Below are 24507 nucleotides of genomic sequence, written 5' to 3'. Positions count from 1 at the left end.
CCTTCTCCCCTTGTGGGAGAAGGTGGCGCGAAGCGCCGGATGAGGGGTTCTATCCGCGTGCACATGTGTACGCGGATAGAACCCCTCACCCGAATGCGCCCGTTGCAGCAGCGGTGCTGCCCTCTCCCACAAGGGGCGAGGGCACATCAATGTCCATCTCGTTCGCGGTTACGTAAGATGTAAGCCGCAAGCGTGAAGCATCACCCCTCGAACGCGTCGATCGACGCCTGGCTCCCGCGCGACACCAGTGTCTCGTCGGCCGCCGGCAACACCTCGCCCTTGTCGCGAAACCGGTTCGTGATCGGATAGCGGCGGTCGCGACCGAAGATCCTTCGCGTCACCTTCACGCCGGGCGCGGCCTGGCGGCGCTTGTATTCGGCGACGTTGAGCAGATGGTCGATGCGGGTGACCGTCTCGCGATCGAAGCCGGCGGCGATGATCTGATCCAGCGGCTGCTCGCGCTCGACAAGGCGCTCCAGGATGGCATCGAGCACGTCATAGGGCGGCAGCGAATCCTGGTCGGTCTGGTTCTCGCGCAGCTCCGCGGTCGGCGGGCGCGTGATGATGTCGGGCGGGATCACCTCCCCGGAGGGGCCAAGCGCGCCTTCCGGCTTCCAGCTATTGCGCAACGCCGCCAGGCGAAACACCTCAGTCTTGTAGATGTCCTTGATCGGATTGAAGCCGCCATTCATGTCGCCATAGAGCGTGGCATAACCGACCGACATTTCCGACTTGTTGCCTGTGGTCACCACCATCAACCCGGTCTTGTTGGAGATCGCCATCAACAGCGTGCCGCGGGTGCGGGCCTGAAGGTTTTCCTCGGTGATGTCAGGCGGCAGATTCTTGAAGATGCCGGACAGGATGGTCTCGAAGCCGTTCACAGCCTCGGCGATCGGCAAAACCTCGTAGCGAATGCCGAGATGGCCCGCGAGCTCGCCGGCATCCGCGATCGAATGTGGTGCGGTGTAGCGATAGGGCAGCATCACGCCATGCACCTGGTCGGCGCCGAGCGCGTCGACCGCGATCGCGGCGCACAGTGCGGAATCGATGCCGCCGGAGATGCCGAGCAGCACGCCGGGAAAGCCGTTCTTGACGACGTAGTCGCGCAGGCCCAGCACGCAGGCGGCGTAGTCGGCCTTGTCACCCTCGGGCAGTCCGGCGATCGGGCCCGTGCAGCGCCAGTCGTCGCCGTTGCGCGTGAAACGCAGCGTGACGATGCTCTCCTCGAAGGCGGGCAGTTGCGCCGCGAGCGAGAGATCGCCGTTGAGCGCGAAGGATGCACCGTCGAACACCAGTTCGTCCTGGCCGCAGACCTGGTTCAAATAGACCAGCGGCAGTCCGCTCTCGGTCACGCGCGCCACCGCGACGGACAGGCGCACGTCGCTCTTGTCGCGGGCGTAAGGCGAGCCGTTCGGCACGAGGATGATCTCGGCGCCGGTCTCCGCCAGCGTCTCGACCACGTTCTCATAGTCCTCGGACTCCTCCAGCCAGATGTCCTCGCAGATCGGCACCCCGATCCGCACACCGCGCACGGTGACGGGACCGGCGGCAGGGCCGCGCGAGAACAGCCGCTTCTCGTCGAACACGCCGTAATTCGGCAGGTTGCACTTGAAACGCAAGCTCGCGATGCGGCCGCCGTCGAGCAGCGCGCAGGCATTGTAGAGCCTGCCCTCCTCGACCCAGGGCGTGCCGACCAGCATCGCGGGCCCGCCGTCGGCGGTCTCGCGCGCGAGGCTTTCGATCGCGGCGCGGCAGGCGGCCTGGAACGCCGGCTTCTGCACCAGGTCTTCCGGTGGATAGCCGGCGATGAACAGCTCCGGAAACAGCACGAGGTCGGCACCGTCGGCGGCAGCACGCGCACGCGCGGCGCGCACCTTCGCCGCATTGCCCTCCACGTCGCCCATGGTCGGGTTGAGCTGGGCGAGCGTGACCGAGAATGTGTTGAGACGTTCGGTCATCGCGCTCTCTCCGGCACCTCTCCCGAAGGCAGAGGTCGAATTGCATCGCAGATGCAATTCGGGTGACGGGTTACGATCTCTCGTGGGATCTGAGCCCCTTCACCCGATTTACGCTCGACGATGCTGCGCATCGGATCTTCTCCGGGAGCTACATGAACCCCAATCGCTCGATGATGGCGATGATCCAGAACGCGCCGGTCATGAGGAGCGCGACGCCGACTGCTGCCGAGCCCATGTCCTTGACCCGGCCGATCTGCTTGTCGTGGTCCAGGGTCAGGCGGTCGGCGAGCTTCTCGATCGCGGTGTTGAGCAGCTCGACCACCAGCACGAACGCGACGGAACACACTAGCTCGACCGCGCGCATCGCGGTCGCGCCGATGAACCAGGCGAGCGGCACCGACAGCAGGAGCGCAAAGATCTCCTCGCGAACCGCCTGCTCCGACCGGAACGCAAAAGCCAGACCGTTCCGGGAATTGATCGTGGCCTTCCAGATCCGCAGCAAGGTTTCAGAGCCCCGCAGCGGCCGGAATTGGCTGAGCCTTGCCGGCGCGTTCCTGCTTGAGGAGTTCCGCGACCAGGAAAGCCATGTCGATGGATTGCTCGGCGTTGAGGCGGGGATCGCAGACCGTGTGGTAGCGGTCGTTGAGATCCTCATCCGTGATGGCGCGGGCGCCGCCGAGACATTCGGTGACGTTCTGGCCGGTCATCTCCAGATGCACGCCGCCGGCGTGGGTACCTTCGGCGGCATGGATCGCGAAGAACGACTTCACCTCGGACAGGATGCGGTCGAACGGCCGCGTCTTGTAGCCCGAGTTGGAGGTGATGGTGTTGCCGTGCATGGGATCGCAGGACCAGACCACCACCCTGCCCTCGCGCTTCACGGCGCGCACCATGTTCGGCAGATGCTCGCCGATCTTGTCCGAACCGAAGCGGCCGATCAGCGTCAGCCGGCCCGGCTCGTTGTCCGGGTTGAGCACGTCGATGAGCTTGAGCAGCTCGTCGGCCTTCAGAGACGGACCGCACTTCAGCCCGATCGGGTTCTTGATGCCGCGGAAATATTCGACATGGCCGTGATCGAGCTGACGGGTGCGATCGCCGATCCAGATCATGTGGCCGCTCGTCGCATACCAGTCGCCTGTCGTGGAATCGACCCGGGTCATGGCCTGCTCGTAGCCGAGCAGCAGGGCCTCGTGGCTGGTGTAGAAATCGGTCGCGCGCAGCTCCGGATGGCTTTCGAGATCGAGGCCGCAGGCGCGCATGAAGTTGAGCGCATCGGAGATGCGGTCGGCCAGCTCCTTGTAGCGGCGGGACTGCGGCGAATCCTTGAGGAAGCCGAGCATCCATTGATGCACGCTGCCGAGATTGGCGAAGCCGCCGGTGGCGAAGGCGCGCAGCAGGTTCAGCGTCGCGGCCGACTGGCGATAGGCCATCAGCTGGCGCTGCGGATCGGGTACGCGCGCTTCCCTGGTGAAGGCGATGTCGTTGACGATGTCGCCGCGATAGCTCGGCAGCTCGACCCCGTTCAGCTTCTCGGTCGGCGATGAGCGCGGCTTCGCGAACTGCCCGGCGATGCGGCCGACCTTCACCACCGGCACCGCGCCGGCATAGGTGAGCACCACCGCCATCTGGAGCAGCACGCGGAAGAAGTCGCGGATGTTGTTGGCCCCGTGCTCGGCGAAGCTCTCGGCGCAGTCGCCGCCCTGAAGCAGGAAAGCCTCGCCGGCCGCAACCCGCGCCAGCGCCTTCTTCAGATTGCGCGCCTCGCCGGCGAACACCAGCGGCGGAAACGTCGCAAGCTGCGCCTCGACGTCGGCCAACGCCTTGGCGTCGGGATAGTCGGGCACCTGTAGCACCGGCTTGCTGCGCCAGGACTCGGGCGTCCACCGCTCGGACATCGCAACCTCTCCGTGAAGCAAAAAGCACAACCCGATCTGTGGGTTGCGAGGGCCGCCTTATACACAGGCTGGCTCCCGACCGCCAGTTGTAAATCCATTTCGCACCGCAAACCCTTGCGGGAAAAGCCGGATTCGCATTTGTTTGGCGCCGGCAACGAAACTCACGGGACACCGACCGCCCATGGACGCGGCACTGGACGACGTTTTTATCGACGAGATCAGCTTTCCTGCGACCGACGGCTATGCGCTGGCCGGCACCCTGTTCCTGCCACGCGGCGCCAAGCGCCATGCCGTCCTGATCAATTCGGCGACCGCCGTGCCACGCAAGATCTATCGGGGCTTTGCCTCCTACCTCGCCCATCGCGGCTGCGCGGTGCTGACCTACGACTATCGCGGCATCGGCGGCTCCCGGCTGCCGGCGATGGTCGGCTACAACCGCCCGAAATCGCTGGTCGGCTTCAAGGCATCGATGTCCGACTGGGCCGAGCTCGACGTCACCGCCGCGGTCAGCTGGATGCGTGAGCGCTATAGCAGCCTGCCCCTCGCCTATGTCGGCCATTCCTTCGGCGGCCAGGCGCTCGGACTGATCGCGAACAACAGCGAGATCTCGCGCGCCGCGTTCGTGGCCTCGCAGGCGGCAACCTGGCGGCTGATGACCTCGCCGGAAAAATATCGCGTCTTCGCTTTCATGAACCTCGTTGGCGTACCGCTGACGCACGCGCTCGGTTATGCCCCGGGCTGGGCCGGCGTCGGGGAGGATTTGCCCAAGGGCGTCTTCCTGCAATGGGCCGAATGGGTCTCGAGCCCGCGCTATCTCTTCGATTCAAGACTGCCGGCGCTCGAGAACTTCGCCAGGTTCAAGGGCGAGCTGCGCGCGCTGTGCTTCTCCGACGATCCCTGGGCCACGCGCCCCGCGGTCGAGTTGCTCGCGAGCGGTTTCTCGGCCATCAAGCCGGAGGTGCTCACGGTCAAGCCGCCCGAGGTCGGCGCCAGGGCGATCGGCCATTTCGGCTTCTTCCGCCCCGATCACCGCGACACGCTGTGGCGCGGCGTGGCGGAGTGGATTCAGGGGGAATGAGGCTGCGTCACCGGATGATCGTCGTCAGAGACGAGTAGCGCCTGTTCGGCTTGGCTTCGCCCGGCGCAAACTGCGCGAAGGCGTCGCTGACGCGCACCGCCGGCGGCGTGTCACCGGCGAAGCGGAATTCCTTCGGCCGCGGCGCGTAGAAGCTGGCGCGGTAATATGCGTCGTCGAAGCGTGCCTCGCCGCCCCCGAACAATGCGTCGCAGGCGAGCAGGAGCGCGTAGACTCCCGCGACCGCAGCGACGATCTCCCTGAGAATTGACATGCTGATGCCCTGCCCTGTTGCAGGCAGGATGCAGATCAGTTCCAAAGCTCTGGTTTAAAGCGCAGTGCTTCTCGTCCGCACGGTTTGCCGCTGCTGGACGGATTGCAGACAATTTTAACGACCCCGGCGAACGCGCGCTGTGACCGGCGGCTTCACTGCCGGGCGCTGAGAAGGCAGGCTGCAAGTTCGGTCCGGTTGTGCACGCCGAAGCGCCGGCACAGATTCGCGACGTGCTCCTTCACGGTCTGGTCGGATATCCCCATTTCGCGGGCGATCTCCTTGTTGGTCTGGCCACGGCAAACCCGGATGGCGACATCCGCCGAGCGCGGCGGCAGCGATGCCGACAGCATCCCGGCCGTCTCGGGCTGACGGCCCGGGCTACGATCGGCTTGCAGCTCGCCCGCATTCATCATGTTGGTCAGCGCCAGCGAGCCGGCCCGGCATAGCATCTCCATGCGCAATCGTGCCCGCGGCGTATAGGGTGCGCCCGTCTCCGTCGTCGCAGTGAAGAGCACGCCGATGATCTTCCGGCCGCACCACAGCGGCCCACCCATATTGTAGGCGAAGCCCCATTCATGCAGCATCTCGAAGCTCGGGCTTTGCCGCCATTGCTGCGGGCCGATCACGGTTTCGCCGTCGACCGCGCAGCCGCGGGTCATGATGCAGTCGAGCACGGGGTCGTGCTTCCAGAAGCCGGCCTTGTAATTGTCGAGCAGACCATCGGCGACGTGGCGGCTATAGACCAGGGCGGGCTCGATCCCGTCGAGCAGGTAGAGACCGACGGTCGGCGATCCCGTAAGCTCGGTGATTGCTGAGCAACAGGCCGCGCCCAGTGCACGCACCGAACGGCTCTCGGCGATGGACATCAAACGATCCGCCAGCTGGCCCTCAGGCAGACGGTCAAACTGCTCCTGCTCGGCCCTCACCGCCACTCCTCGCGCGACGTGCGCCATTTCGTTTTGTTATAGGCTTAAAACTTCTTCTTCGCCTGTTCTCCGGTCAAGCGGAAAGAAGCGGCAGAACCGTGCTTCGCAGGCTCAGCTTTACGGCAGAGCAGCAACGGCGATCCCCCCATGATGGGGGATTGCCGGTCTGCCCGCTTCATCCCTAGCATTTGCCCATCGTGATCGCGTGACGACATCACGCGGTTCCGACGGGGTCACGTCACCATCGCGAGCTGCCTGCTCACCCGCGCGCCAACGGCCTTGGCGCGCGACGGCAGAGCTTTGCCGACGGACGCCGTTCCCGCGGTCCCGATCCTCCCCGCCGATCGCGCGGCGGAGCAACAGCTTGACGTGGAGATACCGACCATGAGCCTTTCCATGCAACGCGCCGCCAGGCCTTCCACGACGCCATCAGTGGCCGAGTTCCACGCGCGCCTCGACGCCGTGCTGCCACTGGTCGAGGCCCGCGCGGCCGAGGCCGAGGCGCAGGGCTATCTCACCGACGACGTCGTCGCCGCGCTTCGCAAGGCCGGCATCTACACGATGCTGTTTCCCCGCGAGGTCGGTGGCGCAGAGCTTCTGCCATACGACGCCATGACCGTGATCGAGCGCCTTGCCTATGCGCATGCATCCGCCGGATGGTGTGCGATCGGCAACAACATGGAAGGCACGACGCTCGCCATCTATGTCGAGGACGAGGGCATCAAGAAGGTCTTCGCAAAAGGCGCCGACATCACCATCGCCGGCAACGGAGTCCCGCGGGGCTTCGCCCGTCCGGTCGACGGCGGCTACATGATCCGCGGCAACTGGGCCTATGGCAGCGGCATCCAGCATGCCGAATGGGTCCATTCCGGCTGCTTCGTCACCGACGCATCCGGCAAGGACATGGTGTTCGGTCCCAACGGACAGCCCAAGATCGTCGTCACCCACCATCCGCGGGCGACCATCAAGCTGATGGGCAATTGGGACGTGCTCGGCCTGCGCGCCACCGGAAGCTTCGACTACACGCTCAGCGAGGGCGACGAGCTGTTCGTGCCGACACACATGACCTACGATTTCGACATCGGCGCGCCGCGTCGCGGCGGCGTGCAGGGCGCGCTGGGGCTCGCGGGCTATAGCGCCTGGTCGCACTCGAGCTGGGCGGTCGGGGTCGGCCGCCGCATGCTCGACGAACTCGTGAAGGTCATCGTCCCGCGCCAGGATCCCTTCGGCAAGTCGTGCGAGAGCGCCAGCTTCAAGTTCCAGTTCGCGCAGGCCGAGGCTCGTTTTCGCGCGGCACGTGCGCTGGTGCACGAAACCTGGAAGGAGGTCTCCGAGACCTGCGCCGCCGGCGAAAGTCCCTCGCTGGCGCAAATGACAATGATCAAGCTGTCGCTGCGCCACATCCACGACGTCCTGTCCGACGTCTCGACCTTCGCGCACCGTGCAGCCCGGGGCGCCTCGCTGCACAACACGCCGATGCAGCGCTTCTATCGCGACATCCACTCGGGCACCCAGCACATCCTGATGGCCGACCAGATCGTCGAGGAATGCGGTCGTGCGCTGCTCGGCCTTCCCGGGCCGGACGCGCAATGGACAGTGTTCGGGGTGACTGGCTGAGCGCGCAGGAGGTCGGCGTGAACGGATCCCGCATCGTTGGCTTCTGCGGCAACAGCTGGCGGCCGGCAAGATCGCGCGTGCTCGTTGAAGCCGTTGCGGCCGATCTCCTGGCACAACACGCGCTCAAGACCGACATCCTCGACCTCGTCGATGCCGGCCAGGGCATCGCCGCGTTTACCCGCAACGGGCTCGACGACCGCGCGCGCGACCTCGTCGAGGCGATCGAGCATGCCGATGGCCTGGTGATCGGTTGCCCGGTGTTCCAGGGCTCCTATCCCGGCCTGTTCAAGCACGTCTTCGACCTGATCAAGCCCGGCGTGCTGCGCAATCGCCCGGTGCTGCTGACAGCGGTCGGCGGCGGGTTGCGCCACTCGCTGGTGGTCGAGCATCAGCTCCGTCCGTTGTTCGGGTTCTTCGAGGCCTGCACGGTGTCGACCGCGATCTATGCGAGCAGCGACGAACTGGCGTCGGGCGTCCCACTGGCGCCAATGATTGCCGCTCGCCTCGCCAACGCCGTGGAACAATTCGCAGCGCTCGTCGGCGACCGCCGGGCCAACGCCGCATGACCCCTCTTGCGCTGCTGTGCCCAGACAGGCTGCCTTCAACCGGAGACGTCAATCATGCTTGAGACCGTCAAACCCTCGCCCGACCTCACCGGCTTTGCTCGCGCGGAATACGACATCAATGGCGTGCGCACCGTCGTTCACACCATCGGAAGCGGCCCCCCGCTGGTGTTCCTGCACGGTACCGGAACGTTCACCGGCTTTGAGATGGCACGCGACTGGGCGAAGCGGCACACCGTCATCATTCCCTATCAGGTCGGTTTCGGCGACTCCGGCGATGCGGTCTGGATCGATACGATCGAGGATCATGTCCTCCAGACCATGGACTTGCTCGACAAGCTGGGACTCGCGACGTTCGATCTTGCCGGATTTTCGCTCGGCGGGTGGCTCGCCGCCGAGTTCGCCATCCGCCAGCCGCATCGCGTCCGCAAGCTGGTGCTGGTCGCGCCCGCCGGCCTCGTGGTTGCGAGCGCGCCGGCCCCCGGCCTGTTCGAGATCGCGCCACAGGATTTGCCGGCCTATCTCGCGAACGATCCGTCGAACGCGCTCCGTTACTTTCCCAAGTCGCCGGATCCTTCATTCGATGCCCGCCTCGGGCGCGAAGTGACTGGCTTCGCCAAGCTGATCCGCGACGATCCACAAGGCAATCCGAAGCTCGCGCATTGGCTGCACCGGATCACAATGCCGACGCTGATCTTGTGGGGCGACTCCGATCGCCTGCGCCCAACGGCGCAAGCCGAAGCCTGGAAGGCGGGGCTGCCCGACGCGCGGGTGACGCTGGTGCCGACCACCGGACATCTGGTGTTCGAGGAAACGCCCTCCGCCGCGCACCACGTGACCGATTTTCTTGCCGAGTAGCTCAACAGAAGGACACCACCATGATCGAGATGCCGCCGGGCGTAACCCCTGCCAAGGACGGTTTTGGGAACATCGTCTGGAACATTCTGGGCCAGACCTACACGCTGAAGCAACACTCCGAGGCGTCGATGGCCTGGCACGCCGTGTTTCCCGACGGCACCTTCGTGCCGCCACACGTTCATCCGACCCAGGACGAATTCGTCTACGTGCTGAGCGGCCGCTACGATCTCTGGCTCGACGGCAAGGACCTGGTGGCGACCGCCGGGGACCTCGTGCGCATGCCCAAAGGCATTCCCCACGGCATCTTCAACAAGTCCGGCGAAACCGCGACCAGCCTGTTCTGGGTTGCGCCGACCCGATCGCTCAAGGAGCTGTTCGATCGCATCCACAACCTGCCCGATCCGCAGGAAGTCGTTCGGCGTGCCGCCGAGCACGAGGTCGATTTCCTGCCGCCCCCGGCCTGATGCTGGTTTCCCGCCGAAAGCCCAAAGCTCAAACCGCGAGGATCGATCATGACGACCAACTGGACCACCATTTCCGAGAGCGACCGCCGACGGATTGCGGGCTGGCAGAAGGGCATGCTGGCGCTCGCCATCTTCTGCGAGATATTCCTCGCGGCCGACTGGTACGCCTTCGCGGCCGTGCTGCCGTTCGTCTCCGAGAGCCTGAAACTCAATCCCGCCGAGGCCGGCCTGGCGCAGGGCATCTTCGCACTGACCTATGGCGTCGGCATGGTGGTGTGGTCGCCGGTGAGCCGCTCCATGACGGCGCGCAACATGCTGCTGATCGGCCTTGCCGGCACCGGTCTCGGGATGATGCTACAGGTGTTCGTCCAGACCTATACCCAGCTCGTGCTGCTGCGGCTCCTCATCGGCTTCTTCGACGCCGGCATTTTCATCGGCAACATGAAGCTGATCTTCGGCTGGTTTCCGCAGAGCCGGCGCGGCTCGGTGGTCGGAATCATCCTTGCGGCCTACAGCCTCGCCATCACACTGGATTTCGCACTCGGCATTCCCCTGACCATTGCGACCGGATGGCGGACCTTCTTCGCGGTACTGGCGGTCGGCACCCTGATCGTCGCCGCGATCGACGCCCTCGTCGTTCGCAACAGCCCGCGCGAGATCGGCATCGCCGACTTCACCTGGGGCAATGAGACGCCTCAGAAGCACCTGCCTCTCGGCGAAATCTTCCGCTCGAAATGGATCGCAGTCGGTGGTTTCGGCATCGTGGCCTGCACCTTCGCAATCGCCGGCACGGCCACCTGGGTGGTGCCCGCTTACATCGCCGTGCAGCACATGCCGCCGGAAGCCGGCGCCGTGATCGGCACCGTGATGGGGTTGTCGCAGGTCCTGTTCCTGGTGATCGGCGGCTACATGTCCGACCGGCTCGGCAAGCCCTTCATGATCAAGCTCACCGCGGGACTCGCCTTCTTGACCGCCTTGATGTTCCTCTGGAGCGTCGTCACGCCGATGCCGTTCGGGATGCTCGTGCTGTTCGCAGCCCTCAGCGGCGTCGCGCTGCTCGGCGGCGGCGCGATCTTCGCGCTGCTCAGCGAAAAATACTCCGACGCGCTCGCACCGGCTGCGATCGGCTATGCGGAGGTGTTCGGCATCTTGTCGGCTTTCGTGGCACCCTGGATGATGGGAGCCATCATCAACGCCTCTTCCGGCGCGTTCACCGGGGCTTTCGTCGCCTTCGCCGTGGTCGAGTTGATCATCGTCGGCCTCCTGCTGATCCTCGCCCGCGAAGACGTCAGGCAGGGTGCGGTCGTCGGCAGTCCAGCCGAATGAATAGCTTGGAGCGGACGGGACCGTCTCACGCGAGCTCCCGGGCAGAAACCAGAACGGACGCCGGGCACCTCCCGTCAGAGGGTCGCCCCCTTAGCCGTGACCGGCCTCGTTGCGATGGCCGCTCTCGCTGAGCCGGTCGACCCAGGCGATGCCGACCGCCGAGATGATGAAGGTCAGGTGGATCAGCACCTGCCACATCACGCCGGTCTCGGTGAAATTGCTCCGCGTGGTGCCGAGATTGCCGGCCTCGATGAAAGTCCGGAGCAGCGAGATCGAGGAAATGCCGATGATCGCCATCGCGAGCTTGATCTTGAGCACGCTGGCATTGACGTGACTGAGCCATTCCGGCTCGTCGGGATGGCCGGTCAGGTTCAGCCGGGACACGAAGGTCTCGTAGCCGCCGACGATCACCATGATCAGGAGGTTGGAGATCATGACGACGTCGATCAGCCCGAGCACGACCAGCATGATCTGCTGCTCGCTGGCGTCGAAGGAGTGCGCGACCAGATGCCAGAGCTCTTTGAGGAACAGCAACACATAGACGGCCTGCGCGACGATCAGGCCGATATAGAGCGGAAACTGCAGCCACCGCGAGCCGAAGATGAGCTGGGCGAACAAGCCGAGTCGCGGCGGCACGGCCTGCGCCGAAGGTGCTTTGGGTTCAGAAGTCATTGATCGCTCCGGATTTCAGACAGGAATGCCCCTCAGAGACCCGCGATCACAGGCGCGAGCTCGAGCGACCCCCGATAGATCATCTCGAAGGCGACGTAAATGATGATGGCGAGGCCGACATAGGCGACCCAGCGATGCTTCTGGAGCACGCGGCCGAGCAGATCGGCGGCGACGCCCATCAGCGCGACCGACAGCAAAAGGCCGAAGGCGAGTATGTAGGGATGCTCGCGGGCCGCGCCCGCAACCGCGAGCACGTTGTCGAGCGACATCGAGACGTCAGCGGCGACGATCTGCAGCGCCGCCTGGCCGAAGGTCTTTCGCTGTGCCGGCGCGGCCTCCGCGCCCCCGCCATGGCTGAAGGCGAGTTGCTCCGCATGCGTACTCTGTTCGCGCAGCTCGCGCCACATCTTCCAGCACACCCAGAGCAGCAGCACGCCGCCGGCAAGCAGCAGTCCGATGACCTGCAGGAGCTGGGTCGCCACGCCGGCAAACGCGATGCGCAGCACCGTGGCTGCGGCGATGCCGACGATGATGGCGCGGCGGCGCTGCTCCGGCGGCAGGCCCGCCGCGGCGAGGCCGATGACCACCGCGTTGTCGCCGGCGAGCACGAGGTCGATCAAGACGACTTGAAACAGCGCGGTCAGCGCCTCGGCGGTGATGAATTCAGTCATGTTTGATCATTCCCCGATGCCGAGGGCTCGAGCCAATGCGGCTTCTTTCGCTCGATCCAGTCGAGAACCTTCGCGCGCGAGGAGCGCAGCGCCGGCACGTCTTCGGCCAGCAATGCGAGGCCGAGCGGCAGCATCCAGACGCCGAGCAGCGGCAGGATCGAGAGCACGCCGCCGGCGACGAGCAGTGTGCCCGACGGGATTCTCACCCAGCGGCTGGACGGCTTGAGAAGATAGGTGACAGTTTCGCCCATACGCGGCGGCAGCCGATCGACGAGCTTGTCAAGGCGGGGGTCGCCGCCAGCCATCTGGCTGGTGGCGTCCTTGGTTTTCGGACGCTCGTCCAGGGTTACGCTCATTCTCATTCCTTGGTGGTGGCCTGAAGCTCGGCGCCCGGCCCGACCGGCTTGGCGCGAGGCAGCACCAGCGTCAGCAAGCGCAACAATTTAATCGCCTGATCTTCGTGAGGATCCAGGTGATCATCTGCTGCCGCAACGCGTTCCGAAAGCTCCACCAGATGCGACGCAAGCGGCAGATTGGAGATCGGCCGCAGCGTGTCGATCACGACGTTGGCAAAATCGGGCTCCTCGAGTCGTTCGGCGAGTTCATCGAACATGGCAAGGAGCCGTTCGTCCGAAATGTGCGGCGCCAGCTTGCGATCCCGAATGAAACTAATCACTTCGTCGCGCTCGATCGGCGAAACGCGCCGGTCGGCAACCGCAACGAGCGCGCCCACGATCACCAGCGCGGCCGCGGCCTGCTCGTTCCGGCCGGGCGGGTCAGTGATCTCGACCGGATCTGAGGTCTTGGCGTCAGGCATCGTAGCTCCCTTCGATAGCGAAATGCCGCACGGAGCTGCGATGGAGACAAATTGTCGGAGAGAACCAAGGGCCGACGATCAGCCGATCCATCGCATTCGCGCGGGACAGGTCATCCGACATCACGAGGTTGACCGACGTCGTCGGTGTCCTCGCCAGAGGGGCCCGGATTCTTGTTCCTGTCAGAAATAAAGGTGGAGCCGTTGGAATCAAGGCGAAACGCCTGCGACCAGCCGCCGCATCAGTTCCGTTGCAGTGCCTCGCACGCGCTGCACGGCGGCTGCGTGCTCTGTGTTCGGGCTGGGAACCATGAGGGAGCAAGAACGGTTGGTCGCTCTCGCAAGACGTATCCCCACGGGAACTCCCATGTGCCGCTGGATCGCATACCGGGGCGAAACGACGTCCTTTGAGCCCTATGTCACCGAACCCGAGCATTCGCTGGTGGCGCAGAGCATCCGCTCGCTCCAATCAACGGCGGGCTCGAATGGCGATGGCTTTGGCCTCGGCTGGTACGGTGAGCATCCGGAGCCCGGCCTCTATCGCGAGACACGTCCGGCCTGGTCGGACGAGAACTTGCGCTATCTCTGCCGTCATCTGCGCTCGCACCTGTTCTTCGCTCACGTACGTGCCGCCACCGGCACGGCCGTGACACGGCAGAACTGCCATCCGTTTGCCTGCGGACACTGGATGTTCATGCACAATGGATTCGTCGGAAGCTGGAATCGGCTACGGCGGAAGGTCGAGGCGCTGATTCCCGATGCCTATTATCCGTCGCGGCTGGGCACGACCGATTCGGAAGCCGTGTTCCTGGCGATGATGGGCGCCGGCCTCGACGAGGATCCCCTCGGGGCAACACGGCGCGTCCTGCATGACCTCTCCTGTTTCGTCAACGAGGGCCAGCGTCGCGAACGGCTGCGCTTCACCAGCGCGATCGCCAACGGCAAGGATCTGTACGCCTTCCGCGTTGCGGTGAACGACGCCGCCAACACGCTCTATTTCCGTGAGGATGGCGGCCAGGTCATCGTCGTATCCGAACCGTTCGACAAGGAATCGGACTGGGCCGAGGTGCCGCCCAATCACGTCTTGATTGCACGCGCATCTGAAAACGTAAAAGTTGTTCCATTCGACCCTGCAATTTCAGGTGAGAGAAACGTGGAACCCGCATCTCCCAAAAGGATTATCGCCCGCAGATAATGCCTTTGCCGGGTGCCCAATGAGACTTGCTTCAGACGTTTTGAAACTGCTGCGCCTGGATTCCTCTGATGACAAGCAGCACCTCGTCATCCGTTCCGCCGGCGGACGCGGCAAGGCTGCCGAATATTCCTTCGGCATCGAGGAGGAGTACTTCCTCGCCGACCGGCGGAGCTTCGAGGTCGCGATCGAAACGCCCAACGAACTGTTCGAGTCGGCGAACTGGTCGACCGGGGGCCAGGCCATGCGGGAAATGCTGCAATCCCAGCTCGAGGTCGCCACCAACGTCCACGTCGACGTCACCGACGCGCGCGAAGAGTTGCGCTTCCTGCGCCGCGAGGTCGCAGCCGTCGCCGCGCAATACGGCTTCGTGATCATGGCCTGCGGTACGCACCCTACGGCAGTCTGGCGCATGTCTCAGCCGAGCCCGAAGCCGCGCTACGAGGAGATGATCGAGGACCTGCGCAGCATCGGTCACCGCAACATGATGTGCGGCATGCATGTGCACGTCCAGCTGCCCGATCCTGAGAGGCGGATGGCCGTGATGCGGGCGATGCTGCCGTATCTGCCGCTGTTCATCGCGCTGTCGGCGTCCTCGCCGTTCTGGAATTCCCACAAGACCGGCCTGAAGGGCTACCGCCTCGCCGCCTATTCCGAGCTGCCGCGCACCGGCCTTCCCGAATTGTTCGAAAGCAGGCGGGACTACGATGAATATGTCGGCGCGCTGCAGCGCTCCGGCGTGATTCCCGATGAGAGCCACATCTGGTGGGCGATGCGCCCTGCGATGCGGCACCCGACCCTCGAGCTTCGCGCGCCCGACACCTGCACGTTCATCGACGACGCCGTCGCCATCGCCTCGCTCTATCGCTGCCTGACACGACACCTCTATCAGCGGCCTCATCTGTCGAAGGACGTCACCGCGGTCGAACGCGCGATTGCGGTGGAGAACAAGTGGCGGGCCCAGCGCTACGGCACCGATTGCATCTTTGCCTCCAAGGACGGGCCGGTCACGATCTCGGAGCTTCTCGCGCGGGTGATCGGCGATGTCGCGGAGGACGCCGCCGCGCTCAACTGCACCGCCGAGGTCGAGCACTGCCGGAAGATCGTGGAGCGCGGCAGCTCGGCGGAGTTCCAGCTTCGTGCCTATCGCGAGAACGGCGACGACATCACAGCCGTGTCACGATGGATCGCTACATCTACGATCTCGGAAACAAGCGCCACTGTCGAACGCAGCGCGTCTGCGCCGTCATAGTGCCCGCGCAAGCTTCGGCAACGAAAATGCCGTTCCTGAATTCGACGATCGTGGAGGAACGCATGAATCGCACCACATCCTGCACGGGCTGCGGCCATGCGCTCGTCCCGATGCTCTCGGCCAAAGGCCGTGCGGAGTTGAGCTGCATCTGGTGCGAAGGCTTCGACGCCCGGGCGTTGGACATGGCGAAGTGGGCGGACAGCCCGTTCGGCAAGCCTCAGCGGACCGTCCGCCGGTCGTTCGAATGAACGGCATTGGACGCTGAGCCGCCGGCATTTGCCTGTCGCCGCGACCTGCACGGCTGCATGAGCGTTGCAGGACATGCCGACAAATTAGACAAGACAGGCCGCTCCAACCGACTTGCGCGCCGGGCGGAAAAGCCAGGCAGGTCGGCGAACCCTGTCGTCTAACCTCAGGCGCAACCTCGATTTTTCTCGCGCCGCGTGCAGCCGGCGAGCTTGCGCGCCGCGCCGCAACCCGACTGGCCTGAAATTCGCAAGGCAGCATTCGGCCCAATCCCAGCTCCCTCGCGAAGAGAAGCGGCAAGTTGCGTGCGCCCACTCCGGGATGAACGGCCTCGGATCGGAGAATGACATGAATGTGCATGCTGCCTTGGATCTCAAACTCACCGGCCTCACCCATCCGAACGGCGCGCCGCTGCGCCTCAACGACCAGGATTTCGTGGCGATCGATCGCGACCGGGATGCGAAGTTCGAGGCGACGTACCGGCCACAGGCGCTCTACAACCGTGCCAACGAAGGCTTTCACGCCAACAACGAGACCTTCCTGCTGCACGAGGTCGCGACCAATCTGCCGATCTACCGGCCCGACACCGGCCCCACCGATTTCCATCTGCATCTGCCGCCGGGCGGCTTTCAGCTCGTGCTGGTCACCTCGGGCGCGTTCACATTCGACTATGATGGGCGCTTCTACAATGTCGGCCCCGGCGCGGTGATGCTGCAAAGCGCGATCGTCCATCGCCAGCTGCTCTACACCTGGTCGGGATTGTCGACCGAAGAGAACCTGAAGACGCCGCAGACCGTGGTGCCCGATCCGATCTCGATGGGCTATTCGGGCAAATTCCTCGAAGCCTTCATCACCGATCCGACGACGTTTCCCAACCCGACGATTGTCGGTCCCGACCAGATCAACGAGGCCGAGACGCCGCGTGTGGCCTGGAGCCACCCTCTGCATGACCGGCCGGCCGATGCCGGCTTCTGGCTCCAGGATCCCCTGGCGCTGGATGCGCTATTCAAGCCGCTCGCCGATGGTTCGGTCAAATCGGCGATGCCTGTGCATGTGCGCGATCTCGGCATCGAGATTCCGAGCGGCCATCTCGTCACCGGCCACATCATCGCAACCGACCCGCGCGGTCAGTCGCTGCTGCCGAAGAGCACATCGATCGCCGCGGACCCCGCCTGCTTCGCCAAGGGCGAGGTCGTGATCTATCGCGTCATTCGCGGCACGGCCGAGTTCCAGAACAAGGCCGGCGAGAGCTTTGAACTTGCGGCCGGCGACGTGGTGACGGCGGGCAAGAATTGCATCAGCCTTGCGGGTATCGGCGAAAACACCCAGGTCCTGCGGCTCGGGCTGCTCAAGGGCATGAACGAGCTGCGCAGCTGGACGCCGACCCAGCGTGACGAGATCGACGGCCTCGCCGGCCAGATCATCACGCACAAGGACGTGCGCCCCCTGCGCACCGAAGGCAAGCCGGTCGGATATCTTTACGGCTGAGCGCAATAGGACGGCCCGCCGAAGCGGGCTGTTGAGCTCTCATCTTCTAGCGCAACGAGCCGCCGTAGAGTTGCCGTTCCTTGGAACCTCGTCGGCACCATAAGGCTTGCTGACGGGGGCGAACGACTTCCACCCGGCCTTCGTCCGAATTGTTGGGGACGATGCTGATGTCCGTGTGCGGCACGCCGGCAGCTTCGAGCCGCTGAACCCCCATCAGGACGCTGGGACCCAAGCTCGCCTTGGCGTGCTTCGACTGCAGTCTCGACGACGTGTCCGCCCAGGAACTTCTCTCCCTCTCTTCTGTTGCCTCTGCACGACATGACCCGTGAATGTGCATGCCGTGCCCAAAAATGGAGATATGACCATGCGTGCACTCTGTTGGCACGGCAAAGGCGACGCTCGGGTAGACACGGTTCCGGATCCCAGAATCCAGCATCCGCGCGACGCGATCATCACAATCACCGCCTGCGCCATCTGACACATCCGGCCAGTCTCGAAGACGCGCCCGAGATGTACCAGAAGTTCCGCGACAAAGAAGCCAGCTTCATCAAGGTCGTGATGAGACCGGGACGTTGACCCGGCACCCCCTCTGCTCTCCAACAGCTGGCTCCAGTCAGCGAAAGTGCACATGCGCATACTGAAAAAACGCTCGCAATCGTTGGCGACCACGACTCTTCGTGCTCTCGCGGAATATCCCGTCGCCTCCGCCCTCGTTGCGACGGCCGGCTTGATGGCTGCCGCTGCGGTCGTCAATTGGCGCCTTGCCGACAAGGCGCAACGCGATAACCCGCCTCAAGGACGGTTCATCGACATCGACGGCGTGCGCCTGCACTATGTCGAGCGCGGATCCGGCCGTCCTCTGGTGCTGCTCCACGGCAATGGCAGCATGATCCAAGATTTCGAGTCGAGCGGTCTGATCGATCTCGCAGCCAAGGACTATCGCGTTATCGTGTTCGACCGTCCCGGCTTCGGCCACAGCTTGAGGCCCCGCAACGTGGTGTGGACGCCTGCGGCCCAGGCTGACCTCTTCAAGGATGCGCTTGCGCACCTCGGCGTCGCGAAGGCGATCGTGCTCGGACATTCCTGGGGAGCATCGGTTGCGATCGCCCTCGCAAGCAGGCACCCCGCAATGGTCGAGGCCTTGATACTGGCGTCGGGCTATTATTTCCCGACGGCCCGCACCGACGCGATGATGGCGGTGGCCGGACCGGCGATCCCAGGGGTTGGCGACATTCTCAGTCACACGATTTCGCCGATCCTCAGCCGCCTGATGTGGCCCGCGATGCTGCGGCAGCTGTTCGGGCCAAAGTCGGTCCCGCAGAAATTCGACGGCTTCCCCAAATCACTGGCCGTGCGTCCATCGCAGCTGCGTGCCGGCGCCGCCGAGGCGGCACTGATGGTCCCTTCGGCAATGCTGTCTGCGAAAACCTACGGCGAGCTTGCCATGCCAGTCACCATCCTCGCGGGCGAGGATGATCGCCTCATCGACATCGACGAGCAATCCGGCCGGCTGCATGACGAGATCAAGCACAGCAAGATGCGCCGCGTCCCGAATGCGGGTCACATGATACAGCAATCGGATACGGCCGATCTGATGGCTGCAGTTGACGAGGCCGCGGCGCAAACGCTGCATTGACTCGCCAAGTGCCTCCCGAAAGGTTCGATATGATCGCGAAAATCAAAGAGCGCATTTGCTCGGCCTGCAACGGCACGGGCTTTCCCCCTTCGGTGCAATCGACATTTCCGGGCCGGAAGATCTACCCAACCAAATGCCCGACCTGCCTTGGGAAGGGAAAGATTTCAGAGACCAGCCAAAACGACCTCAGTGCTCTGGTCTCTCAATCGCGACAGACCCCGGAGCATACTTGTCCATTTTGCAGCTGAACCCGGCCATCCCAGTCGTGACGCCCAAGGGCGACGGCTATGCCCACGTCCTCATCGACTATGGAGCAGAGTTCAACCTGCTCTGGGTCGTCTTTCTCGACGATTCCGGTGAGTGCTGGACTTACGACAACTCGCAGATCCGAGCGCAGAAGAACGTCACGATGGGACGAACGTTCGTCTCGATGCACAAGCCATCTTTGGCGCCAAGTGCCGAACCTGCCGCGCGATCAGAGATAGTCCGCTGAGTGTGCAGGCGCTACTCCGCCGCCTGCCGCACATGGCGCGCGGTCGGCGTGCGCATGGTGACGAGCTCTTCGGCCGCGGTCGGATGCAGCGCGATGGTCCCGTCGAAATCGGCCTTGGTCGCCTTCATCTTCACGGCGATCGCGACGGCTTGCGTGATCTCGGCAGCGGCATCGCCGACGATGTGGCAGCCGAGCACGCGGTCGGTCGCGCCGTCGACGACGAGCTTCATCAGGACGCGGGTATCGCGGCCCGACATCGTCGCCTTGATGGGACGGAACGTCGTCTTGTAGATGTCGACGTGGCTGAACTGCGCGCGGGCCTCGGTTTCCGTCAGGCCGACCGTGCCGACCTCCGGCTGCGAGAACACGGCGGTTGGGATATTGGCGTGATCGACCCTGACCTCGCGCTTGCCGAACACGGTGTCGGCGAAGGCATGGCCTTCGCGGATCGCGACCGGCGTCAGGTTGAAGCGGTGGGTGACGTCGCCGATCGCATAGATGCTGTCGACCGAGCTCTTCGAGAAATGATCGACCGCGATACCGCCATTGTTCGGATTGATGGCGACGCCGGCGTTCTCGAGGCCGAGATTGGCGACGTTGGGGTGGCGGCCGATCGCGAACATCACCTGATCCGAGGCGAGGCTCGAGCCGTTCGACAGATGCGTGGTGAATTCGTCGCGGTGGCGATCGACCTTGGTCACCGTGCAGCCGGTGAGGATCGTAATCCCCTGCTTCTCCATCTCGGCGCGAACATGGGCCCGAACATCCTCGTCGAAACCGCGGAGAATGTTGTCGCCGCGATAGATCACCGTGACGTCGGAGCCGAAGCCGGCGAAGATGCCGGCGAATTCAAGCGCGATATAGCCGCCGCCCTGGATCACGATCCGCTTCGGCAGCTTCGCAAGGTGGAAGGCCTCGTTGGAGGAGATCACGTGCTCGATGCCGGGAATCGCCGCGCCATGGTTGGGTGCGCCGCCGGTGGCGATCAGGATGTATTTCGCGGTGATCTTCTTGTCGTTCTCGAGCAAGCGGACGGTGTGCTTGTCCTCGATCACCGCGCGGCTCTTGACGATCTGCGCGCCCGATTTCTCGACATTGGCGGTGTAGGCCGCCTCCAACCGCGCGATCTCCTTGTCCTTGTTGGCGATCAGCGTCGCCCAGTCGAAGCTGGCCGGCGGAACGGTCCAGCCGAAACCCGCGGCATCCTCGAGCTCGTGACGAAAATGCGAGCCGATCACGAACAGTTTCTTCGGCACGCAGCCGCGGATCACGCAGGTGCCGCCCATGCGGTACTCTTCCGCGATCATCACGCGGGCGCCGTAGCCGGCCGCGATGCGGGCGGCACGCACGCCGCCCGAGCCGCCGCCGATGACGAAGAGGTCGACGTCGAATTCAGCCATTGTCCACTCCGACCTCTTCAGGAACGACCTTTCAGATAGGTACGCTCAGATTTCCTTGCCACGCTTGCGCATCTCGGCACGGAAGGCACCCATCACGGTGTCGGCGAAATTCTGCGCCCAGGAGTTCATGAACGCCATGCTGAGCCCGATGGCGCGCGGCTCGGCCTCGATCAGCTTCTTGCCGAGCGGCGACTTGTAGAAGGTGACGAGATCCTTCAGCTCCTGCTCGGTGAACTCGCTGGCATAGATCTGGGCCATGCCCTCGCCGATCTCGTTCTGGCGGCCGTTGAGCTGCTGGGCCACGATCGGGGCGACCTCGTTGAGATCCTTCTGGTAGTTGAGGTTCTGCTGGATCAGCGCGATCTTGGTCTTCTCGACGACGCCGGGCACGGCGCCGGCATACATCGCCGTGGCGTTCTTGATCTGCAGGATCTCCCTGGCCGCCGCGACCGCGGCCGGCGAGGCCTTCGGCTGCGCCGGTGAGGCGGCGGCTTTTGGCGCCGGCGTCGCCTGCTGCGCCATGGCCGGGAGAGCCGAGAGGATCAATCCCACGGTCAGGGTCGCGGCCGGCACAAACTTCAACACGTTCTTCATTCCTGGTCTCCTTTCGGCTTGCGCCGTTCAATCACGCGAATTCCTTCGCCGCCCGCCAAAACGGCCGAGCTGGCCAAGCCGATGAACAATCCATGCTCGACCACCCCGGGGATGGCGCTCAACGCCTTGGCGAGACCGGGGGGATCAACAATACGACCGAGCTGGGCATCGACGATCCAGTGGCCGCCATCGGTGACGAAAACGTGGCCGTCCTTGGCCTTGCGGACCGCCATTTGCCCGGAAACGCCGCATTCGGCAAATGCCTTTTCGATCGCCCGCCGCGTCGCCCCGAGGCCAAACGGGATGACCTCGACCGGCAGCGGAAACCGGCCGAGCGTCGGCACCCATTTGGTGTCGTCCGCAATCACGATCATGCGATCCGAGGCGGCTGCCACGATCTTCTCGCGCAGCAGCGCGCCGCCGCCGCCCTTGATCAGGTTGAGCTCGGGATCGATCTCGTCGGCGCCGTCCACGGTGATGTCGAGGTGGTCGATCTCGTCCAGCGTGGTCAGCGGCACCCCGCAGCGCTCCGCATCGAGGCGCGTCGCCTCGGACGTCGGCACGCCGACCACCTTGAGCCCGGCGGCGACGCGTTCGCCGAGCAGCTCGACGAAATGCTTGGCGGTCGAGCCGGTGCCGAGCCCGAGCTGCATGCCGTCGCGCACCTCCTCGAGGGCGCGCGCCGCAGCCTGCCGCTTCAACTGGTCCATGTTCACGTGTGCGCCCGCCCCTGAATCCGGAGTGTGAGCCGCCGGTCGCGGCCGCTTTCGGCGGCCTATGTAGCCTCGTTTTTCCCGCGGGAACAGGCCTATAAGGTGATCTTATGGGCCCGCCCCTTGCGCGCATACGACCGGGCCGGTAGCGCTTGGACCATGACCTCCCCTCACACCATCGTTTTCGATCTCGACGGCACGCTCGTGGATACGGCGCCCGATCTGATCACCGCCCTGAACTACGTGCTCGACCGCGAAGGGCTGCCGCCCGTGCCGATGGCCTCGGCCCGCAACATGATCGGCGCCGGCGCCCGCAAGCTGATCGAGCGGGGGCTGGAGGCCGAGGGCCGCACCGTCACCCCCAAAGACATGGACCGGATGACCGCGGATTTCATCGCCTATTACGCCGACCATATCGCGGTCGAATCGCGCCCGTTCGAGGGGCTGGAGGCCGCGCTCGACCACTTTGACGCGCAAGGCCATCGCCTCGCGGTCTGCACCAACAAGCTGGAATGGCTGTCGAAGCGGCTGCTGGACCAGCTCGACCTCAGCGGCCGCTTCGCGGCGATATGCGGCGCGGACACCTTTGGCGTCCAGAAGCCCGATCCGACCATTTACCGCGAGACGGTGGCCCGGGCCGGCGGGGATGTGAAGGCCAGCATCATGGTCGGCGACGCCGGAACCGACGTGGGCGTCGCGCGCCGCGCCGGCGTACCAGTCATCGGGGTCAGCTTCGGCTACACCGACGTGCCGATCGCCGAATTGAAGCCGGACCGGCTGATCCATCACATGCGCGACCTGCCGGCGGCCGCGATCAGCCTGATGACGCGCTCATCCCGCCCAAACACCTGAGAAAGCAAGGTTATTTCTCATAACCTTGCGTCAGCCATCTGCTATCGCCGAAAACGACACGGCTTAGGTCGACCCGGGATGTGGCGGTTCGCCGCAGAAGATGTGGATGGTTCACGCGTCGGGCCATCGCGATTCGCGTTAGGGGGCGTGAGCCTGGGGGGCCGCTCCTCGGTCTTCACGCCGGCCGAAGCACAGGCCGACGGCGCGCGCCGCAGCGAGGGCCGAAGCTGGTCCCGCGGCGGGTTCGCCGTTCCCCGATCCGAATGCTGGCAAGCGTTGTTCCAAGTATACCATCCGATTGTGCTAGCCGCGTCCGATGCTTAGATTGCCTGAACTGCACCGCTGAAGCGAACATGCGCCGGCGCCGTAAGTGAAGGCATTTGCTATGAACGGACTTTCTGCGAGCCCCCGCGCCGCGCTGTCGAGCGCGATGACCGATCCGTTCGGGCGAACCATCAGCTATCTGCGTGTCTCGGTCACCGACCGCTGCGACCTGCGCTGCTTCTACTGCATGTCGGAAGACATGACCTTCCTGCCCAAGGCCGACCTGCTGACGCTGGAGGAACTTGACCGGCTCTGCACCGCCTTCATCGCCAAGGGCGTGAAGAAGCTGCGCCTCACCGGCGGCGAGCCGCTGGTCCGCCGCAACGTGATGACGCTGGTGCGCTCGCTGTCGCGGCATCTGTCGAGCGGCGCTTTGAACGAGCTGACGCTGACCACCAACGGCACCCAGCTTGCGAAGCACGCGCGGGAGCTCGCCGATTGCGGCGTTCGCCGCATCAACGTCTCCCTCGATACGCTTGATCCCCGGAAATTTCGCGAGATCACCCGCTGGGGCGAGATCGACAAGGTGCTGGAAGGCATCGAGGCCGCCCGCGCCGCAGGCCTCGCCGTCAAGATCAACGCCGTCGCGCTGAAGAACCTCAACGAGGACGAGCTCCCCGACCTGATGCGCTGGGCGCACGGCAAAGGCATGGGCCTCACGCTGATCGAAGTCATGCCGATGGGCGAGATCGGATCGGGCCGGATCGACCAATACCTGCCGCTGTCGCTGGTGCGGGCCCGCCTGGCCCAGCAATTCACGCTGACGGACTTGGCCGAGACGACCGGCGGGCCGGCGCGTTACGTCAGCGTCGCCGAGACCGGCGGCAAGCTCGGCTTCATCACGCCGATGACCCATAATTTCTGCGAATCCTGTAACCGGGTCCGCATCACCTGCACCGGCACGCTGCACACCTGCCTCGGCCACGAGGACGCCTCCGATCTGCGTAAACCTCTGCGTGCATCGACCGACGACATGCTGCTTGCGGATGCGATCGACCGCGCCATCGGGCTGAAGCCCAAGGGGCATGATTTCATCATCGACCGCCGCCATGACCGTCCGAGCGTCAGCAGGCATATGAGTGTCACCGGCGGCTGACACCGTCGGGATGCGGCCTTATTCCCCTTAACTATCAACAAACTTCCAATTGACTGGCGGCACGCCCGCTGGTTTGGTGCCTGCTGCCTCAAGCCGTTGCGGCGAGAC

The 24507-nt window shown here is 64.6% G+C and carries 26 protein-coding genes and 1 pseudogene; 15 read left to right on the top strand and 12 right to left on the bottom strand.

From position 1 onward, the window contains the following. Positions 1–200: 200 nt before the first annotated feature. The 3 genes from AX729_RS03130 to AX729_RS03120 form a co-directional block, all read right to left on the bottom strand. Entirely contained in the window at positions 201–1958 is a 1758-nt protein-coding gene (locus AX729_RS03130; RefSeq protein WP_061020430.1) for an NAD+ synthase, read from the bottom strand. A gap of 148 nt (positions 1959–2106) precedes the next feature. Next, positions 2107–2460 (bottom strand): diacylglycerol kinase, encoded by a 354-nt coding sequence (locus tag AX729_RS03125; protein WP_061020429.1) that lies wholly within the window; start codon positions 2458–2460, stop codon positions 2107–2109. Between the two features lie 4 nt (positions 2461–2464). Then, positions 2465–3853 (bottom strand): class II 3-deoxy-7-phosphoheptulonate synthase, encoded by a 1389-nt coding sequence (locus AX729_RS03120; protein WP_061020428.1) that lies wholly within the window; start codon positions 3851–3853, stop codon positions 2465–2467. A gap of 181 nt (positions 3854–4034) precedes the next feature. Here AX729_RS03120 and AX729_RS03115 point away from each other — a divergent pair, with 181 nt between their 5' ends. Continuing rightward, positions 4035–4931 (top strand): alpha/beta hydrolase family protein, encoded by an 897-nt coding sequence (locus tag AX729_RS03115; RefSeq protein WP_061020427.1) that lies wholly within the window; start codon positions 4035–4037, stop codon positions 4929–4931. 7 nt (positions 4932–4938) lie between these two features. Here the strand turns inward: AX729_RS03115 and AX729_RS03110 are convergent, their stop codons facing one another. Together AX729_RS03110 and AX729_RS40340 are read right to left on the bottom strand one after the other, a co-directional pair. Next, positions 4939–5202, bottom strand: coding sequence for a hypothetical protein (locus AX729_RS03110; RefSeq protein ID WP_061020449.1), 264 nt, complete (start codon positions 5200–5202; stop codon positions 4939–4941). 152 nt (positions 5203–5354) lie between these two features. Beyond that, positions 5355–6068: a LuxR C-terminal-related transcriptional regulator gene (locus AX729_RS40340; RefSeq protein ID WP_245325044.1), complete on the bottom strand. Its 714-nt coding sequence runs from the start codon at positions 6066–6068 to the stop codon at positions 5355–5357. A gap of 444 nt (positions 6069–6512) precedes the next feature. On the opposite strand from AX729_RS40340, the gene AX729_RS03100 reads away from it, so the two are divergent. From AX729_RS03100 to AX729_RS03080, 5 genes are read left to right on the top strand one after another with little or no spacing between them, the layout of a single operon-like run. Further along, entirely contained in the window at positions 6513–7745 is a 1233-nt protein-coding gene (locus tag AX729_RS03100; protein WP_061020448.1) for an acyl-CoA dehydrogenase family protein, read from the top strand. A 17-nt stretch (positions 7746–7762) separates the two neighbouring features. Then, complete coding sequence (locus tag AX729_RS03095) at positions 7763–8311, top strand: NAD(P)H-dependent oxidoreductase (protein WP_245325037.1); 549 nt, start codon at positions 7763–7765, stop codon at positions 8309–8311. Between the two features lie 54 nt (positions 8312–8365). Continuing rightward, positions 8366–9166, top strand: a complete 801-nt coding sequence (locus AX729_RS03090; RefSeq protein WP_061020424.1) for an alpha/beta fold hydrolase — start codon at positions 8366–8368, stop codon at positions 9164–9166. Between the two features lie 20 nt (positions 9167–9186). Beyond that, positions 9187–9630: a cupin domain-containing protein gene (locus AX729_RS03085; RefSeq protein ID WP_061020423.1), complete on the top strand. Its 444-nt coding sequence runs from the start codon at positions 9187–9189 to the stop codon at positions 9628–9630. A 48-nt stretch (positions 9631–9678) separates the two neighbouring features. Continuing rightward, positions 9679–10956: an MFS transporter gene (locus AX729_RS03080; RefSeq protein ID WP_245325035.1), complete on the top strand. Its 1278-nt coding sequence runs from the start codon at positions 9679–9681 to the stop codon at positions 10954–10956. Positions 10957–11046: 90 nt separating this feature from the next. On the opposite strand, the gene AX729_RS03075 is transcribed toward AX729_RS03080, so the two are convergent. Genes AX729_RS03075 through AX729_RS03060 form a run of 4 tightly spaced genes read right to left on the bottom strand, consistent with a single transcriptional unit; the run spans position 11047 to position 13116 of the window. Beyond that, entirely contained in the window at positions 11047–11628 is a 582-nt protein-coding gene (locus AX729_RS03075; protein WP_061020422.1) for a TIGR00645 family protein, read from the bottom strand. Positions 11629–11660: 32 nt separating this feature from the next. Continuing rightward, a complete protein-coding gene (locus tag AX729_RS03070) occupies positions 11661–12299 on the bottom strand; it encodes a TerC family protein (protein ID WP_061020421.1) in 639 nt (212 codons plus the stop codon). Then, positions 12296–12655, bottom strand: coding sequence for a hypothetical protein (locus AX729_RS03065; RefSeq protein WP_061020420.1), 360 nt, complete (start codon positions 12653–12655; stop codon positions 12296–12298). Before AX729_RS03065 ends, AX729_RS03070 begins: the two co-directional genes overlap by 4 nt. Before the next feature lie 2 nt (positions 12656–12657). Beyond that, on the bottom strand, positions 12658–13116 hold the full coding sequence (locus AX729_RS03060; protein WP_061020419.1) for a tellurite resistance TerB family protein: 459 nt from the start codon (positions 13114–13116) through the stop codon (positions 12658–12660). Between the two features lie 364 nt (positions 13117–13480). On the opposite strand from AX729_RS03060, the gene AX729_RS03055 reads away from it, so the two are divergent. The 7 genes and pseudogenes from AX729_RS03055 to AX729_RS03030 all read left to right on the top strand — a co-directional run bounded on the left by AX729_RS03055 (position 13481) and on the right by AX729_RS03030 (position 19420). Continuing rightward, positions 13481–14308: a class II glutamine amidotransferase gene (locus tag AX729_RS03055; protein WP_061020418.1), complete on the top strand. Its 828-nt coding sequence runs from the start codon at positions 13481–13483 to the stop codon at positions 14306–14308. Between the two features lie 19 nt (positions 14309–14327). Continuing rightward, positions 14328–15557, top strand: a complete 1230-nt coding sequence (locus AX729_RS03050) for a carboxylate-amine ligase (protein WP_061020417.1) — start codon at positions 14328–14330, stop codon at positions 15555–15557. Between the two features lie 26 nt (positions 15558–15583). Further along, positions 15584–15805: a hypothetical protein gene (locus tag AX729_RS03045; protein WP_245325032.1), complete on the top strand. Its 222-nt coding sequence runs from the start codon at positions 15584–15586 to the stop codon at positions 15803–15805. Positions 15806–16151: 346 nt separating this feature from the next. After that, positions 16152–17291, top strand: a complete 1140-nt coding sequence (locus AX729_RS03040; RefSeq protein ID WP_061020445.1) for a hypothetical protein — start codon at positions 16152–16154, stop codon at positions 17289–17291. A gap of 364 nt (positions 17292–17655) precedes the next feature. Beyond that, a pseudogene (locus AX729_RS38390) lies at positions 17656–17766 on the top strand (alcohol dehydrogenase catalytic domain-containing protein); the annotation flags it as partial. Positions 17767–17919: 153 nt separating this feature from the next. Further along, positions 17920–18927, top strand: a complete 1008-nt coding sequence (locus tag AX729_RS03035) for an alpha/beta fold hydrolase (protein WP_061020416.1) — start codon at positions 17920–17922, stop codon at positions 18925–18927. 229 nt (positions 18928–19156) lie between these two features. Continuing rightward, complete coding sequence (locus AX729_RS03030; RefSeq protein ID WP_061020444.1) at positions 19157–19420, top strand: hypothetical protein; 264 nt, start codon at positions 19157–19159, stop codon at positions 19418–19420. Between the two features lie 11 nt (positions 19421–19431). Here AX729_RS03030 and gor read toward each other — a convergent pair whose 3' ends face one another. From gor to rpiA, 3 genes are read right to left on the bottom strand one after another with little or no spacing between them, the layout of a single operon-like run. Then, positions 19432–20820, bottom strand: a complete 1389-nt coding sequence (gene gor / locus AX729_RS03025) for a glutathione-disulfide reductase (protein WP_061020415.1) — start codon at positions 20818–20820, stop codon at positions 19432–19434. Between the two features lie 45 nt (positions 20821–20865). Further along, entirely contained in the window at positions 20866–21414 is a 549-nt protein-coding gene (locus tag AX729_RS03020) for a DUF2059 domain-containing protein (RefSeq protein WP_061020414.1), read from the bottom strand. Then, positions 21411–22130: a ribose-5-phosphate isomerase RpiA gene (rpiA, locus tag AX729_RS03015; RefSeq protein ID WP_061020413.1), complete on the bottom strand. Its 720-nt coding sequence runs from the start codon at positions 22128–22130 to the stop codon at positions 21411–21413. Before rpiA ends, AX729_RS03020 begins: the two co-directional genes overlap by 4 nt. A gap of 156 nt (positions 22131–22286) precedes the next feature. Here rpiA and AX729_RS03010 point away from each other — a divergent pair, with 156 nt between their 5' ends. Together AX729_RS03010 and moaA are read left to right on the top strand one after the other, a co-directional pair. Beyond that, the gene (locus AX729_RS03010; RefSeq protein ID WP_061020412.1) at positions 22287–22979 is read left to right on the top strand and encodes an HAD family hydrolase; all 693 of its coding nucleotides are present in this window, start codon (positions 22287–22289) and stop codon (positions 22977–22979) included. 385 nt (positions 22980–23364) lie between these two features. Continuing rightward, entirely contained in the window at positions 23365–24399 is a 1035-nt protein-coding gene (moaA, locus tag AX729_RS03005; RefSeq protein ID WP_061020411.1) for a GTP 3',8-cyclase MoaA, read from the top strand. Positions 24400–24507: the final 108 nt, after the last annotated feature.

This window comes from Bradyrhizobium sp. CCH5-F6, from assembly GCF_001556045.1.
Lineage (GTDB): Bacteria > Pseudomonadota > Alphaproteobacteria > Rhizobiales > Xanthobacteraceae > Bradyrhizobium.
The sequence above is the reverse complement of the archived record's forward strand: the minus strand, read 5'-3'. Positions and strand labels throughout refer to the sequence as shown.